The following is a 15,843-nucleotide window of genomic DNA, read 5'->3' on the forward strand; positions in this document are numbered from 1 at the left end:
GCTGATTATGTGGCCGGTTTGCCTCTGTCATGGCGGGCTGGGCGCATCAGCCAGGGATAGATGAGAACCACCGCAATAATGATCCCCGCGCCCAGGTAGAAGCCGGGTGACAGCTCCTGTTGTTCGCCCAGCAATAGGGCCGCCAGTACAATGGCGTAAATTGGCTCCAGATTGACCGCCAGTGCACTTGCGTAGGCTGATAGCTGGCGCAAAGCCACCAGCGACAGGGCAAATGGCAGCAGGGTGCAGGCCAGTGCCAGCGTCAATACCCAGAACAGGTCGCCACCCTGTGGAGGACGCAGTACCGCCAGAGGTTCATCGACAATACCATTAATAGCTGAAATATCACTGATACTGAACAGGAGACTCAACAGCAGCAAAAACAGACAGCCAATCGCCATTTCCAGCGCGGTTACCGTCAAGGCATCTGCTTTAAGCACATAACGTTTATTCAGTGATGCAAACAAGGCCACAAAAAGAGCCGACACGATGCCCATTACAATACCGTTGTTCATGTTTTCGGGTGTGCCGCCGACAACCAGTATGATGCCCGGTAAAACCATCAGACCCAGCAGCAGCTCGCGGAGCTGAAAGCGGCGACCGGCCAACAGGGGTTCGATGACAGAAAGAAACACCGGTACCGTTGCAATGCAGGTAACAGCCACCGATGCGTTAGCCAGTTTGATCGCGCCGTAAAAGGTCAGCCAGTGCATTGCCACCAGCGCGCCGATACCGGAAAATGCAACAATGAGTCTGGGCGTCAGCTGGCTGAGTTTGCGCCAGATGGAGGGTAGCATCAGCAGGCAAATGGCTACCAGGCCCATGCGCCAGATGACCAGCGGCAGTGCCTGCATGGTAATCAGTTTGCCCAGTATGGCGGTAAAGCCCCATAAAATCACGCATAGGTGGATCTGGAGCCAGGCGGTACGTGTGGCGGGCATAGATGAAAATTAATTTGATTTTAAAAGCCAATTCTAGCACTAATAGCGGCTTAATCCTGATTGAACATCAGCAAGTTGAATATTAAATGATAAAGAAGATAGACGTCAGTGATGTCAGGCTCGGTATGTTTATTACTGAGCTGCACGGCTCCTGGCTGCACCATCCTTTCTGGAAAAGTCGTTTCCTGCTGGAAGACGCTGACGACCTTGCTAAGCTTAAATCCTCAGGAATAAAGATGGTCTCCGTTGATCTGGCAAAAAGTTTGCCGGGGGCAGTGAGCAGCCTTGAAGGCAAAAAGGAACCCCCTGAGACATCGCCGCGACCGCCAGGTGTTACTGAGGAGGAAAAACCTCAGAAAGCGGCCAGGTCAGATATGCAGCAAGAGCTGAATCGCGCCCGACAACTCTGTGAGTATTCGCGTGAGGCTGTGACTGCGATGTTCAAAGAAGCCCGCATGGGCAAGGCCATTTCGGGAGAAACAGCAACCGAGATTGTCACGCAGATAAATGAATCAGTGGCTCGGCAACCTCACGCCTTAATTGCCCTGGCTCGCCTGAAAACCTCGGATAATTATACGTATATGCATTCCGTGGCTGTATGCGCCATGATGATTGCCCTGGCTCGGGAATTGAAATTGAGTGATGCAGAGGTCAAGGCGGCAGGTGCGGCCGGATTGATGCATGATATTGGAAAGATGGCGATTCCGGACAGTATTTTGAACAAACCTGGTGCTCTCACCGACCCTGAGTTTGCCGAGATGCGAAAGCACCCGGAGCGTGGTGTGGAGATCTTGAATCAGCTGACGGACATCCCACCAGAGGTGGCTGAGGTCTGCCTGCACCACCATGAAAAATACAATGGCACGGGTTACCCGCATCAACTGGCAGGCGAATTGATTAGTCGTATGGCGCGTATGGGGGCTATCTGCGATGTTTATGATGCTATTACTTCAGATCGCCCCTACAAAAAAGGCTGGGGGCCTGCCGAGTCCTTGCAAAAAATGGCTACCTGGAAAGGGCATTTTGACCCCGACTATTTTCAGGCCTTTGTCAGAACCATCGGTATTTATCCGGTGGGCTCACTGGTCCGGTTGAAGAGTCAGCGGCTGGCTGTGGTGATTGAGCAGAATTCCACAAGCCTGATCAAGCCTAAGGTGAAAGTTTTCTTTTCGCTGCGCTCTAAACTCCCGTTGACACAGGCGGTACTCGATTTGTCGGCGCAAGGTGTTGTCGATTCAATTGAGGCGCGTGAGCCATCTGAGAATTGGAATTTTCCTTACCTGGACGATCTGTGGCAGGAGTTCGGTTAGCTGGATTTCTCAGGCAAAAATGCCGTGCAGGTACCAGCTTCCTTGCTGGTTAAGGTCCCGGAATATCCACAGATCTGATCCATGGCTGTTACGCGCGACATAATAATCACGTCGAATGCTGTGGCCAGCCCACCAGCGTGTTTCAATACGCTCGGGACCGCAGATTATTTTCAGAGGCGTCAGATAAAACACTTTATTGTCATGTTGCTGCAGGATTTGCGGTGGCTGTACCAGCAGTAAAGGTTGCCGGCTGACTGAAGAGTTCTGTCCGGGATATCCAGTGCTCGTAGGTTCATCAGATTTATAAGGGTGTGGTTTTAATTCGGTGACGTACTCTGGGGCATGTTCCTCGCTGATTCCCAGTTGTAATACCTGGTCAGCACCAAGGCGGGCACTTAAAAGATCAGCCAGTGATTGCTGTGCACTGCTTGCATGAAATGGGCTGAGGGTGCGCGAACGCAGCATGATGGTGCTGGCCACCGCAGGCAAGCGCTGGCGCTCCAGTGCCTGCTGTACAAGCAGCATGAACAAGGCACCATCCCGGCTGGCATGCCGGGTCTGTATAGTCAGTATGGCAGGCTCGGGCTTTTCACCGCTCAGGTGCAGTTCCAGATGGTCGCATAGCAGGTGATATTGTTTGAGAAAACCGACAAAGGCCTCCATCAGCGGCTGGATAGCAGACAAGATCTGTTGGTGGCTATGCAGGCCGTATTCACTCTCCATCGATTGCTCAAAACAGGGTGCTGGCTGCCAGCGTGCGGGTGTCCATGGACGTATTGCCAGCAGGGACTGCAGGTAGTCAGTCAGTTGACGGCCAAATCGCAGGCGAATTTCACGAATGGGGATGCGCCACACATCACGCAGTACGATCAGACCGCAACGTTGTAATGCCAGGCTTTGGCGTTCAGGCAGCGGCAGGCAGGCAACCGGTATGTCACCCAGTGCTGCGCGCAGTTGCGGCGTTTCACGCACACAAGAGCTGAGCTCCAGTCTTGCCATCAACAGGCTGGCTGCCGGGCTGGGGCTCAGTGCGGCGCAATAAGAATGGGTATCCAGTTGCTGATTGAGCTGTCGACTTAGCGCCCGGATACTGCCGAAATAACGCAGGCTGCTGCGTACCTCGACCAGTACATCGTCCGGCTCAACCAGGCTGACATAGTCGCTGATGTGCAGTCCCGCGTGCGCAATCGCCTCAAGACTCTGCTTGTCACTCCGGCGGTGGATGGCCAGCCATAATGCACTGCTGGATTGTGAGTTATATGATGGCTGCTGCTTGTGTCGGGTGCCTTGAGTGCGCTGATGCCAGGGTTTTTGGGACCAGCGCGCTTTCAGCATGGCAATTTGAGTGTGATTTTTCCCTGCCGGTAACTACCTCGGGCTTTTTTAAGCATCACATCAATACAGCGCTCCCGGTTCGTCTGCACGTCATTTATTCTGCTGACCGGACTGCTGAGCTGTAATTGCAAGGTGGCCGGCGAATTGGCGGCAGGGCGTTGATGAAACAAAATGCCAAGCGTGCCACCTTCATTGGCGGCCAGTTGCAGTCGGCGAATAACCCGTGCGCTGAGCCAGTTCTGCCAGGCCAGTACCAGGCCGCATTCCAGTGATTGCAGCGCTTTTTCGATGCTCCACAAGGCCTGGTTGCAGCTGGTTTGCGAGGGTATGACAAAGCTGTTGCGGGTATTGATACCGGCCTCATGCAGGGCTTTGCCATGCAGGGGATATGGCGGTGCAATCCAGAGAATGGATTGCTGACTGTGACTGCGTTCGCGCAGCAGTGGTAGTAGCAGCTGAAGCTCGCCAATGCCTTTATGCGGGCATATCAGTTCAACCAGCCCGCGTTCGGGCCAGCCGCCATGAGGCAGCAGTGCATCCAGGGCCGGGTAACCGCTGGATTGTGCGGCAGTGCTGTTCTGCCCGGCTATTGTGCTGTCAGGCAGATCGGCAAACAGGTCACCGTGTCTGGTATAAGCGGAACAGGCAGCACTTGATTGTGGACGCGCTGCCACCTGCTCTGCCTTTTGTCCGGAGGCGCGCCATAAACCGGGCGTTTTCTCCAGTAATTGATTGATCACATCATCGCGTTGTTGAAACAGTTGGCTGCGCAAATTGTTTTGCTGATCTGGGTTTGTCATGATGCTATCCGGTACATTTGCTGTATGTATGAACAGTAGATGCTGTGAATATATACAGTAATATCTCTTCAGACAAGCAGTGTTTTGAAAATAAAAGGAAAAATATCAAAAAAAGCCAGTATGAATGATTGTCATGATTAAAATATTGTATTAGCCTTCAGCAAGTTAGCCGATAATATTGTGCGGTCTTGTCAAATAAGCGACTTAATTAACTGGAAAACAGAATAATTAAAGAGACAGATTTCCAATGAAACGTAAACCTGACATGCTGGTAGTGGTTGTTGTTCTGTTCGCACTGAGTGTGCTGGTCAGTGGAGTGGCACAAAGCGGTCTGCTGTAAAAGCAGTCTGTTGAAAAGGACAGTTTTAAATTCTGCCAATAATCTCTGACGGGGTGCAGATCGCATCCATTTTCACATCCCAGGCGGCAGCCTGTAATCCGCCCGCAACCTCCTGGCAATTGTGCGCCAGTCCAACAAGCACGGGGCTGCGGCTGTTGCCAATGCGAAAGGCAAAAGCCCGGTCGTAAAATCCCTTGCCCATCCCCAAACGATTCCCGCTTCGGTCGAAGCCGGTCAACGGTACGAATGCCAGTTGCAGACGCCGGGGCAAAATTCTGCGCGCTTTAGATGGAACAGGCTCGGCGATGCCCCAGCGGTTATAATGCAGGCGGTCAGTCAGTTGGTAGCGCACAAACAGCATACGATCCGGGTGAAATGGGTGCAGTACCGGTAAATAACAGTACTTACCCTGTTGCAGCGCCAGCCTTAAAAGCTCACGCGGATCCAGCTCACCGTCTACTGGCAGATAAAAGGCAATACGCCTTGAGCGCTGCCAGCGCAATGAGCGCGACAGGCGTCGAACCAATAGACGTGCGGCATGTTGCTGTTGGAGATAATCAAGCTGTCGGCGCTGTTGCCGTAACTGCTGACGAAGACTGACGGGCACAGTTGTTACGAGTCCGTTGCCAGAGGGAATGGAAGCCACCCAAGGTACCGCTGCCGAAATAGTCCTGAACCCACAGGTCCAGGTGGTGGCGCCAGCGATGCTTTCAGGCTTTCCGTCGAGCGGACATGCACAACCACATCTTGCCAGCGCCTCCGGGGTATTGAATATCGGCTCAAGAACATTTTCAGCTGGCCAATACCCCAGGTGACTATGGATTCAGTATATAGCAGATAAATTGGGCTATCGAGGGGAATCGGCAAAAAAATTGTTACAGCGCAAAGCGTCTTACAAATCCATTTGCCGGGCCTTGTGTAAGGCGTGTTCTATTTTATCTTCCAGGTATTTGATTTTCTGCGCATTGCTATGACGCGACTCGTTGATCTGGCGATTTTTCTGAATCAATTCGTGCGTAATGTTCAGCGCGGCCATCACCGAGATTTTTTCAAGGCCATGGATGGTACCGCGCGCTTTAATCTTGCGCATATTCTCATCAAGATAGCGGGCAGACTTAAGTAGCGCATCCTGTTCGGATGGCGGACAACTGATCTGGTACTCGCGATCCAGGATTTTGACAACAACGGTACTGGCGGCGGATGAATGAGTCGACATATCAGGCACTCTGGGATTGTTCCATGGATCGCAGCCGACTTAATACTGACTCCAGCCGGGCTTTGGCCTGCCGGTTGTTCTCCAGTAGTTGCTGACGCTCTGTTTGCCAGTTATGCTGGCTGGCGCGAAGCAGCTGATTTTCCTGTTTCATGGCAGCACACAGGGCAATCAGCGCATCTATTTTCTCATCCAGAGCCTGTAATTGATCGTCGTTCATGGTGATATGCGCAGACCGGTGCCATAAGAGTAAGTTATTAACAGCCTGTACTATAGAGAGCTGGCTGATGACGGTCAATAACAGTTGCCAAACTTTTGAAAAGGTTTACGTAACATTATGAGTTCAAACAATGAACTGCGTTTTGAGCAGGGCCGCAAGCATCGCCGTGCGCTGCTCAAAAAACTTAAACCCAACAGCATTGCATTATTGCCGGCAGCCAGTCTGCAGACCCGCAGTCATGATACGGAGTTCAATTTCCGGCAGAACAGCGATTTCTATTATCTGAGCGGTTTTACTGAAGACAATGCGCTGTTGGCGCTGATCAGACGTCCAGCCGGCAACAAGGTTGTGCTGTTCTGCCAGCCAAAAGACAAAACCAAAGAGTTGTGGACCGGTATTCTCACTGGCCCGGAGAAAGCGGTTGAGCTGCTGGATATTGATGAAGCCTGGTCAATGACAGACATTGACAAGCAGATGCCAGAGTTAATGAACGGCTGCGAGCGGGTATATTACAGTATTGGTAATCATGACGGTTTTGACGCGCGGGTAACTGCCTGGGTGAAAGATCTGCGCGCACGTTCACGTCAGGGTGCTGTGCCGCCGGTGGCTTTTGAAATGCTGGACCCGCTGGTTCATGAAATGCGTCTGTTCAAAGATGCTGCTGAAATAAAACTGATGCAAAAAGCAGCCGATATTTCTGCACGTGCCCACTGCCGCGCCATGCTGGCGGCCCGCGAAGGCCGGAATGAATATCATCTGGAAGCAGAATTGCAGCACGAGTTCATGATGTCTGGTGCCCGCTTCCCGGCCTATAACAGTATCGTTGCCGCCGGTGCCAACGCCTGCATTCTGCATTACATTGAAAACCGCATGCCTCTGAAAAATGGCGATCTGGTACTGATAGATGCCGGCTGTGAGTACGAATACTATGCGGCGGATATCACTCGCACCTTCCCGGTCAGCGGCAAATTCAGCAAAGAGCAGAAAGCATTGTACGAGATTGTACTGGAGGCTCAGCTTAAAGCAATTGAAGCGGTCAAACCCGGTGTTGTCAGCGACGAGCCGCATAACATCACTGTGAAAGTGATCACGGCGGGGCTGGTGAAGCTGGGGCTGTTAAAAGGCAAGGTCAGTACCTTGATCAAGGACGGCGCTTACCGTGACTTTTACATGCATGGCGCCGGCCACTGGCTGGGCATTGATGTGCATGATGCCGGCAGTTATCAAAAAGGAGAGACCCGGCGCCCATTTGAGCCTGGTATGGTGACAACCATAGAGCCGGGCATCTATGTGGCGCCCGATAATCGCAAAGTCGCTAAAAAATGGCGAGGCATTGGTATCCGCATAGAAGATGATGTATTGGTGACCCGCAACGGACATCGCGTATTAACCGATGGCGTGCCAAAAACCATTAAAGACATTGAAGCCTTGATGGCGACCCGTAAAGAGTAATGAGCTACGATATTGTAATAGCCGGTGGTGGATTGGTCGGAGGCAGCTTTGCCTTGATGCTTGCTGCAGGGCTGACTGAGTCGGCCAGAATTCTGCTGGTAGATACACAGCCCCTGGCGGCGGATGATCGTGGGTCGATACAGGCTGACTTTGATGCGCGAAGCACGGCGCTATCATGGGGCAGCCGACAGATATACGACAAGATCGGACTGTGGGGACAGCTGGCACCTTATGCCTGTGCGATTAATGATATTCATGTCTCGGATCGCGGTCATCCGGGCGCGGTGCGTCTGCACAATGAGGAGATGGGGGTCGAGGCGCTGGGTTATGTGCTGGAGAATCAGCATCTGTCATCAGTAATCAACCAGGCCTTGGGCGAGCAGTCAACAATCGAGATTTGTGCGCCGGCGACCGTCAGTCAGGCCAGGCCGACGCCGGATGGCATGGCGATACAACTGCAGGTGCCGGGTGGTCAAAAACAACTGAATACCCGCTTGCTGGTGCTGGCTGATGGAGGGCGCTCAGGACTGTGCGAACAACTGGGCATTCAGCTGGATCGCCGCCCGTATCAGCAGCAGGCACTGGTCTGCAATGTGGCGTTCGAAAAAGATCACCAAGGCCAGGCATTTGAGCGTTTTACAGATACGGGACCGATGGCCATTCTGCCGTTGAACAGCGATAGTCATGTTGACTCGGGATATCGTGGTGCCCTGGTCTGGACGTTGGCAGAAGACAGCGCTGCAGATGTATTACAAATGCCGGATGATGAGTTTCTGGCGGCTTTGCAGCAACGCTTTGGCTGGCGGCTGGGCAGCATGCGGCGCGTTGGGCGACGCGCTCTGTATCCACTGGCACTAACGCTGGCGCAGGAGCAGATTCGACCGGGGCTGGTGTTGCTTGGCAATGTGGCCCATACCCTGCATCCGGTTGCTGGTCAGGGGCTGAACCTGGCGCTGCGAGATGCCAGTGCATTGGCTAAACTGCTGACGGATACGATCAATGCCGGCGAGTCTGCAGAGGTCGGCGCTTATGCCCGTCTGGAAGCATTTCAACAGGCGCAGGACTGGGATCAGCGCAGCACCGTGATGTTCAGCGATCTGACTACGCGGCTGTTTTCAAACAGTCAGCCGGCACTGGTCACCGGCCGCAATCTGGGCTTGTTGATGATGGATCTGATGCCGCCGGCCCGGCGCTGGTTTGCCCGTCAGGCTATGGGGCTGCGATGAGGGCGCGTAGCTCTTCCACACGTTCGCGATTAACGCCCATATCGCTGTAGCCCAGGCGTGATGCTGAGCGCACGTGTACGAGTCCCGCCTGCGGGTCGGCCAGCAATTCCACATCATCCACATAACCCATCAGGCGACTGGTAAATTCGGCATGAATATAGTTGTCCTGCTCGGTGACAATCGCTACCCGTGGCATTTGCTGCAAGGCGGCTTTGGCACTGGCCAGATCAGCCTGCAGTGGCGCAACGCTGTGACTGTCGCGAGTTTCAAAACTGCAAACGCAGTTAGGGGAGTCTGGGCACATGGCCAATTGTCCGTTTTGCGGACCCAGGTTTGCTGGCCGATCCCCTGCACAGCCAATCAGTGTCAAGAGTCCCACAATAGCCACTCCTCGTATGCTCAATCTTGTCAGGCTGATGCCGCTCATGGTGATGCTCCTGCAGCGTTGTAAATTCAGATTTATCCGGTCACCACCAGGCTCAATGACTCGGCGATCATGGCGGGTTTATCCTGACCGTCAATATCTACAGTGACCTGGTTCTTCAACAGCCACTGGCCGGGATTTTTTTCTTCAATGCTTAACAACGAAAATCGTGCACGAATACGAGCGCCAATGCGAACCGGATTCAAAAAGCGGACTTTATCCAGGCCATAATTAATCGTGATTTTTGCGCCGGCCAGTCGCACATTACCTGCTTCGGCCCCCAGCATACTTAGCATGGACAGTGTCAGGTAGCCGTGTGCAATAGTGCCCCCGAAAGGTGTTTCTTTGGCGGCGCGCTCTTCATCCAGGTGGATAAACTGGTGGTCGCCGGTCGTATCGGCAAACTGATTGACCTGATCCTGGGTGATGGTGTGCCAGTCGCTGATTCCGGTCTCGGTGCCAATTAGTGCTTTGGCCTGTTCCGGGCTGATCTGTCCGGGCATAGATTCACTCCTGCTTGACGGCAAATTAATGGTAAAGTCTGTTGCACGGCAGTATTCAACAGAATGCAGTCAGCATCAACTGATTCATGAGTGAGCAATCCCGATGGGGCAAGCGGAACAACAGTCTTTCGACATCATTATTGTCGGCGCGGGTATGGTCGGTGCGACGGCAGCGCTGGCGCTGGCGGGTAGCGGTGTGCGCCTGGCCTTGCTGGATGCCCGACCTCTGCCGACAGTCAATCAACTGGCTGACAATGAATTTGATGCCCGTGTCAGCGCCATCACACATGGCTCTCAGCGGCTTTTCGAAGAGCTGCAAGTGTGGCCTCAGATTCAACAGCAACGCGCCTGTGCATATACCCATATGCATGTGCGAGAGGCTGATGGCACGGGCAGTATCGACTTCGACGCCAGCGAGGTGCATAGTGACTCACTGGGTCACATCATTGAAAACAGAGTTATCGCTCAAGCCCTGTATGCCAAGATCGAAGCATGCAGCAATATTGAGGTCCTGGCGCCCGCCCGTGTGAGTGCACTTGAGAAAGACGCTGAGGGTAAGTACTTGCTTCGGACAGTTGAGGCGGGTGACCTGAAAGCTGAGCTGATTGTTGCCGCCGATGGGGCGACTTCGCCTTTGCGAGCCCTGGCTGGCATTAAAACCAGGGAGTGGGATTATGCGCATCAGGCGATTGTCACCACGGTAAAAACGACACTGCCTCACCAACACACGGCGCGTCAGATCTTTATGGACACCGGTGTTCTGGCCTTTTTACCGTTGCAGGGCGATGAGCCCGATGCCCAGCAGTTCTGCTCTATTGTCTGGTCAGTACAGACTGAGCGTGCCGGGCAACTGCTGGCGATGGATGATGAAGCATTCTGCCGGGCGCTGACCCGTGCCAGTGAGCAGTGGCTTGGCAAGGTAGAACAATCTGCCGGGAGGTATAGTTTTCCTCTGCGCCAGCGCCATGCCGCTGATTATCATGCCAACAACCTTGTGCTGATAGGTGATGCCGCCCACAGTATTCACCCGCTGGCCGGACAGGGCGCCAATCTGGGCTTACAGGATGCGCAGGCGCTTAGCCAAGAATTACTAAGAGCGCTGCGAACGGGGCGTAAACTCAGCGATCCGCTGGTGCTTGCCCGCTATCAGCGCCGCCGCCAGCCTCATAATTTGGGCATGATGGCCGTCATGGAGGGGTTCAAGCGTCTTTATGCAGAGCAGCCTCTGCCGGTGCGCTGGCTGCGTAATACCGCCATGAAAGCCGTTAATCGTCTGCCTTTGCTGAAACAACAACTTGTGCGTGAAGCTCTCGGATAAGACAAAATAGCTCTAAAGATTCACTCATGCGGGACGATCTAAATAGGTAACTGAAGATTGTTTCCGGGAGAATTCCATGAGCCATGAAGTGCCCTGGCCTTTTGACGTGGATCTGAGCACGCTGGACACCAGCAGTATCACCAATATCATTCAGGATATTGAGAACCACTTGCCGCTGCTCAAGTCAGAAAACGATATGCAGGAGCTGCTGCGTGTCAAACAATTGTTCGAAGAGGAGCTGATGGAATCCCGCCGCCTGCATTAAGCAGGCCCTGCATCGCCCGATTTCCCTGTATTCTGCCGCATTTTTGCCCTATGCTGTTGTGTGAACAGATGGTTCTCACGTGAACAGATAAATCTGGAAAATAATAATCCGGGAGGGTTTCAACATGAAAAAATTAGGCGGTATTCTGGCAGTGGTGCTTCTGGTCTTCGGTCAGGCGCATGCCATTGACGAGGCACGACTGGCTCAGGCGCTCAACAATTCCGATCGTCCTGCGGCGGACAAAGAACGTGACGCATCCCGTCAGCCCGTTCAGGTGTTGGACTTTCTGGGCCTGGAAGAAGGTATGACCGCACTGGACATCATGGCCTCCACCGGTTGGTACACTGAAGTCCTGTCGCACGCGGTGGGCCCCAATGGCACAGTGCTTATGCAGAATAGCCCGCAGTCGCTGGGTATGCGTAACACTGAAGCGGGTGTACAGGAGCGTCTGGCCAATAACCGTCTGCCCAACGTGCAGCGTGTTGATCAGGGTTTCGGTGATCTGACAGTCCCGGCCGGATCGGTCGATTTTGCCCTGACCGCACTGAACTTCCATGATCTTTACAACGGCAATCCGGCAGCGGCGCAAGCCATGCTGGCAGCGGTCAAGAACGTACTGAAGTCCGGTGGCACGCTCGGCATTATTGATCATCGTGGCAACATCGGAGCGGATAACGCCGCTTTGCATCGCATTACTCTGGATGAAGTTGTGCAGGCTGTCACCGAGGCGGGTTATGTGGTGACGGGTGTCAGTGATCTGCTGCATGCGGCAGATGATCCCCGAACCAGTGGGCCGTTTGACGCAAGTCTGGGTCGCAATACCGATCGTATTGTGGTCAGAGCCATGAAGCCCTGATCCATTAAAATCGTAAAATCAGGGCCGCCATCGGGTTGAGTCATTCAACCGGATGGCGGCCCTGATGGTTTTTGTATAGAAAGTTGCAGCATGGATCCTGTTAAATTCCAGAGACAGAAAACCGTATTTTGAAAGCCTCACTACCTGTTTTTACGCCACTGCAATGGTTAACCCGTTTTGCATCCGTTTTTCGCTACAGCGGCGTAGCCATTGATATTGTCTGGCGTGCCAGTCCGACGCTGACTATTGTTATGGCGCTGGTAACGCTGGCAGCGGGTCTTCTGCCGGCCGCCATCGCCTGGGTTGGCCAGTTGATTGTTGATGCGGTGGTCGCTGCCATTGCTGCCGAAGGCGATGCGCGCGATACCCTGAAATCAGACCTGCTGCGCTACGTTTTGATTGAGGCTGGGCTGGTTGTATTAATGACAGGTGCTCAAAAAGCCAACACGGTCTGCCAATCCATTCTGCGCGCACTGCTCAGCAATGAAGTCAACGTCATGATCCTGGAGAAGGCGCTGACCCTGGAGCTGGCGAATTTTGAAGATTCGGAGTATTACGACAAGCTTGTCAGAGCGCGCCGCGAAGCCTCCAGCCGACCACTGAGTCTGGTGATTGCCACCTTTGACCTGATTCGTGATGGCATCTCGCTGGTCAGTTATGCGGCGCTGCTGCTGCAATTCTCTATCTGGGCGGTCCTGCTGCTCAGCTTTGCCGGGGTGCCGGCATTTTTGGCTGAAGCTAAATATTCCGGAGAAGCCTTCAGAAATCAGCGCCGCCGATCGGCCGAGCGGCGCATGCAGATTTATCTGGAAATGGTGCTGACCCGAGAAGATGGCGTTAAGGAAGTGAAGCTAATGCAGCTTGGCCGCCTGTTTCTGCAACGCTACATCGACATTTTCAAAAACATCTACAAGGAAGACCGTAATCTGGTGCTGCGCCGCGGTTTCTGGGGTTATGTGCTGGGCCTGATTGCCAGTGTGGCGTTTTATTTTGCTTATGGCTGGGTGGCTTTTGCTGCAGTGGCAGGTGCAATTACTCTGGGTCAGATGACCATGTATATCGCTGTGTTCCGACAGGGACAGGGAGCAGTGACCAGTTGCCTGGCTTCAGTTAACCGCATGTATGAGGACAATCTGTATCTGTCCAATTTGACTGAGTACCTTGGCCACAATGTACCGGAACCAACCGGCGAGCAAACCGCAGGTCCCCTGCCCGACGATGGTATTCGTTTTGAGAACGTGAGTTTCTACTACCCGGGTGCGCAGCGCCCTGCCCTGGACAATATCAATCTTCACATCCGGCCGGGTGAAAGTCTGGCAATAGTGGGCGAAAATGGTTCTGGCAAGACAACGCTCATCAAGCTTCTGACTCGACTTTATACGCCAACCCATGGACGTATTTTGTACCAGGGGCTGGATCTGCAGCTGTGGGAGATGGATACCCTGCGCCAGAAGCTGGGCGTGATCTTTCAGGACTTTGCCCGCTACCAGCTCAAAGTGGGTGAAAACATCGGTGTGGGCGACAAGGATTTTATGGATGATCGCGCGCTGGTCGAAGAGGCAGCCGAAAAAGGTCTGGCGGCCGATTTCATAAAAAATATGCCGGCGGCCTATGACACCCAGCTGGGCACCTGGTTTCGCGACGGTATGGATCTGTCGGGTGGGCAGTGGCAGAAAATTGCCCTGGGTCGGGCCTTTATGCGCAGCCGTGCCGAGGTGTTGATTCTGGATGAGCCGACGGCTGCCATTGATGCGCGCGCCGAGGCCGATATTTTTGCGCACTTCCGGGAACTGACCAGCAATCGCATTTCGATCATTATCTCCCACCGCTTCTCAACGGTCCGTATTGCTGATCAGATTGTGGTGATGGAACACGGGCAGATTCTGGAGCGTGGCGACCACGAAAGTCTGCTGGCACTGGGTGGCCAATATGCTACGCTATTTGAGTTGCAGGCAAAGGGTTACCAGTAGAGCGTATGGGCTTTGAGAGTATGTTTTTGGAGTTTGCTGCCCTGTTGGCGGTAGCCACAGTGGTCGGTGCGGCGGGGTTGATGCTGCGTCAGCCACTGATTGTGTCATTTCTGGCAGCCGGCATTATCCTGGGACCGTCCGTGCTGGGCTGGGCTGACGGTGGCGAGCAGATAGAGCTATTGGCTCAAATGGGCATCGCCCTGCTGCTGTTTGTTGTGGGTCTGAAGCTGGATCTGCATATTATCCGGACCATGGGTCCGGTGGCGCTGGCAACCGGGCTCGGTCAGGTGCTTTTCACATCCGTATTCGGATTTCTGATTGCACTGATGCTGGGCATGTCGACAGTCGGTGCCTTGTATGTCGGGGTCGCCCTGACCTTCTCCAGTACCATCATCATCGTCAAACTTCTCTCCGATAAAAAAGAAATCGACGCACTGCATGGCCGGGTCGCCGTCGGTTTTCTGATTGTGCAGGATATTGTGGTTGTTCTGGCGATGATCGGATTGACAGCGCTGGGAGCCGGCACGGCGGCTGAACCGGATGCCCTGGCCATGGAAATGGCGCTGGTGCTGTTGAAAGGCGCGGGCATGCTGGTGGCTGTTGCTTTGTTGATGAAATATGTTTTGCCATCGCTGACACGCCATATCGCCCATTCCGCAGAGCTGCTCATCCTGTTTGCCATCACATGGGCCGTTGCTATGGCGGCCATCGGTGATTATCTGGGCTTCAGCAAAGAAGTCGGTGCATTTTTGGCGGGTGTGTCATTGGCCTCTACGCCGTTTCGGGAAGTCATCGGGGCGCGGCTGGTCAGTCTGCGAGATTTCCTGTTGCTGTTTTTCTTTATTGAACTGGGCTCTGGTCTGGAGCTGGCGACTCTGGGCAGTCAGGTGGGTCCGGCGATTATTCTGTCGCTGTTTGTTTTGATTGGTAACCCGATCATTGTGATGGCGATCATGGGTTATATGGGGTACCAGAAGCGTACGGGGTTTCTGGCGGGTCTGACTGTGGCGCAAATCAGTGAGTTCTCGTTGATACTGGCGGCCCTCGGTTTAAGCCTGGGGCATGTGGATCGCGATACTGTCGGCCTTATAACACTGGTCGGGCTTATCACGATCAGCGGCTCAACCTATATGATCCTCTACTCGCACCCGTTGTATGAGCGGCTGGCGCCTCTTCTGTCAATTTTCGAGAGGAAAAAAGCCTATCGGGAAACCGAGTATGACACCGATGAAAAGGGGCGGCCTGAGATACTTATTTTTGGTCTGGGGCGCTATGGCTGCGGCATTGCAGATATGCTTCGCGAGCAGGGTAAAAAAGTACTTGGTATTGATATTGATCCGGAAGTTGTCAGAAGTCAGGCTAAAGAAAATCTGCAGGTGCGCTTTGGTGACGCTGGTGATCCGGAGCTTCTCGAATCATTGCCGCTTGTGTATATAAGATGGGTTGTCAGTACGGCTCGTGAGGCTGATGTGAACCTTGCCCTGCTCAATAGCCTGAGGCGGGAAGGTTACCAGGGAAGGGTGGCATTGACGGCCAGTAACAGCCTGGATGCATCTCGATTGGAAAAGGCTGGTGCTGACCTGGTGCTGAAACCCTTTCTGGATGCCTCGGCAAAGGCTGCCGACTGGATCCTGGCTCCTGACGAAAGTGGTAAAACTCACTAAAAATTG

General features: G+C 53.7%; 16 protein-coding genes and 1 other RNA gene. 8 read left to right on the forward strand and 9 right to left on the reverse strand.

The genetic code is table 11. The features are described 5' to 3' along the window. Window positions 1–5: 5 nt before the first annotated feature. Window positions 6–941: a DMT family transporter gene (locus PS2015_RS00570; protein WP_058020342.1), complete on the reverse strand. Its 936-nt coding sequence runs from the start codon at window positions 939–941 to the stop codon at window positions 6–8. Window positions 942–1,027: 86 nt separating this feature from the next. On the opposite strand from PS2015_RS00570, the gene PS2015_RS00575 reads away from it, so the two are divergent. Continuing rightward, the gene (locus PS2015_RS00575) at window positions 1,028–2,251 is read left to right on the forward strand and encodes a cyclic di-GMP phosphodiesterase (RefSeq protein ID WP_058020343.1); all 1,224 of its coding nucleotides are present in this window, start codon (window positions 1,028–1,030) and stop codon (window positions 2,249–2,251) included. A gap of 9 nt (window positions 2,252–2,260) precedes the next feature. On the opposite strand, the gene PS2015_RS00580 is transcribed toward PS2015_RS00575, so the two are convergent. The 6 genes from PS2015_RS00580 to PS2015_RS00600 all read right to left on the reverse strand — a co-directional run bounded on the left by PS2015_RS00580 (window position 2,261) and on the right by PS2015_RS00600 (window position 6,159). Continuing rightward, a complete protein-coding gene (locus tag PS2015_RS00580; protein ID WP_058020344.1) occupies window positions 2,261–3,586 on the reverse strand; it encodes a Y-family DNA polymerase in 1,326 nt (441 codons plus the stop codon). Then, window positions 3,580–4,386, reverse strand: a complete 807-nt coding sequence (gene imuA / locus PS2015_RS00585; protein WP_058020345.1) for a translesion DNA synthesis-associated protein ImuA — start codon at window positions 4,384–4,386, stop codon at window positions 3,580–3,582. The genes PS2015_RS00580 and imuA overlap by 7 nt, the downstream gene beginning before the upstream one ends. Before the next feature lie 365 nt (window positions 4,387–4,751). Continuing rightward, a complete protein-coding gene (locus PS2015_RS00590) occupies window positions 4,752–5,333 on the reverse strand; it encodes a 5-formyltetrahydrofolate cyclo-ligase (RefSeq protein WP_058023065.1) in 582 nt (193 codons plus the stop codon). Window positions 5,334–5,365: 32 nt separating this feature from the next. Then, a non-coding RNA gene (gene ssrS, locus PS2015_RS15375) (6S RNA) lies at window positions 5,366–5,543 on the reverse strand. 75 nt (window positions 5,544–5,618) lie between these two features. Next, complete coding sequence (locus PS2015_RS00595; protein ID WP_058020346.1) at window positions 5,619–5,942, reverse strand: cell division protein ZapA; 324 nt, start codon at window positions 5,940–5,942, stop codon at window positions 5,619–5,621. Between the two features lies 1 nt (window position 5,943). Continuing rightward, on the reverse strand, window positions 5,944–6,159 hold the full coding sequence (locus PS2015_RS00600) for a TIGR02449 family protein (protein WP_058020347.1): 216 nt from the start codon (window positions 6,157–6,159) through the stop codon (window positions 5,944–5,946). A 117-nt stretch (window positions 6,160–6,276) separates the two neighbouring features. Between PS2015_RS00600 and pepP the strand changes: the two genes are divergently transcribed. Next, entirely contained in the window at window positions 6,277–7,611 is a 1,335-nt protein-coding gene (pepP, locus tag PS2015_RS00605) for a Xaa-Pro aminopeptidase (protein WP_058020348.1), read from the forward strand. Beyond that, window positions 7,611–8,837 carry a 2-octaprenyl-6-methoxyphenyl hydroxylase gene (gene ubiH, locus PS2015_RS00610; protein WP_058020349.1) on the forward strand — a complete coding sequence of 409 codons (1,227 nt, stop codon included), beginning with the start codon at window positions 7,611–7,613 and terminating at the stop codon, window positions 8,835–8,837. The genes pepP and ubiH overlap by 1 nt, the downstream gene beginning before the upstream one ends. On the opposite strand, the gene PS2015_RS00615 is transcribed toward ubiH, so the two are convergent. Together PS2015_RS00615 and PS2015_RS00620 are read right to left on the reverse strand one after the other, a co-directional pair. Continuing rightward, window positions 8,821–9,264, reverse strand: coding sequence for a DUF1499 domain-containing protein (locus tag PS2015_RS00615; RefSeq protein ID WP_156412612.1), 444 nt, complete (start codon window positions 9,262–9,264; stop codon window positions 8,821–8,823). The genes ubiH and PS2015_RS00615 overlap by 17 nt on opposite strands. Window positions 9,265–9,296: 32 nt before the next feature. Next, entirely contained in the window at window positions 9,297–9,764 is a 468-nt protein-coding gene (locus PS2015_RS00620; protein ID WP_058020350.1) for a MaoC family dehydratase, read from the reverse strand. A gap of 103 nt (window positions 9,765–9,867) precedes the next feature. On the opposite strand from PS2015_RS00620, the gene PS2015_RS00625 reads away from it, so the two are divergent. The 5 genes from PS2015_RS00625 (at window position 9,868) to PS2015_RS00645 (ending at window position 15,837) form a co-directional block, all read left to right on the forward strand. Continuing rightward, on the forward strand, window positions 9,868–11,082 hold the full coding sequence (locus PS2015_RS00625; protein ID WP_058020351.1) for an FAD-dependent monooxygenase: 1,215 nt from the start codon (window positions 9,868–9,870) through the stop codon (window positions 11,080–11,082). Between the two features lie 76 nt (window positions 11,083–11,158). Next, window positions 11,159–11,347, forward strand: a complete 189-nt coding sequence (locus PS2015_RS00630; RefSeq protein ID WP_058020352.1) for a hypothetical protein — start codon at window positions 11,159–11,161, stop codon at window positions 11,345–11,347. A gap of 124 nt (window positions 11,348–11,471) precedes the next feature. Beyond that, window positions 11,472–12,203: a class I SAM-dependent methyltransferase gene (locus PS2015_RS00635; protein WP_058020353.1), complete on the forward strand. Its 732-nt coding sequence runs from the start codon at window positions 11,472–11,474 to the stop codon at window positions 12,201–12,203. Window positions 12,204–12,361: 158 nt separating this feature from the next. Then, complete coding sequence (locus PS2015_RS00640; RefSeq protein ID WP_058023067.1) at window positions 12,362–14,173, forward strand: ABC transporter ATP-binding protein; 1,812 nt, start codon at window positions 12,362–12,364, stop codon at window positions 14,171–14,173. A 5-nt stretch (window positions 14,174–14,178) separates the two neighbouring features. Next, complete coding sequence (locus tag PS2015_RS00645) at window positions 14,179–15,837, forward strand: cation:proton antiporter (protein WP_058020354.1); 1,659 nt, start codon at window positions 14,179–14,181, stop codon at window positions 15,835–15,837. Window positions 15,838–15,843 lie beyond the last annotated feature (6 nt).

The sequence above is a fragment of the Pseudohongiella spirulinae genome, assembly GCF_001444425.1.
Taxonomy (GTDB): Bacteria; Pseudomonadota; Gammaproteobacteria; order Pseudomonadales; family Pseudohongiellaceae; genus Pseudohongiella; species Pseudohongiella spirulinae.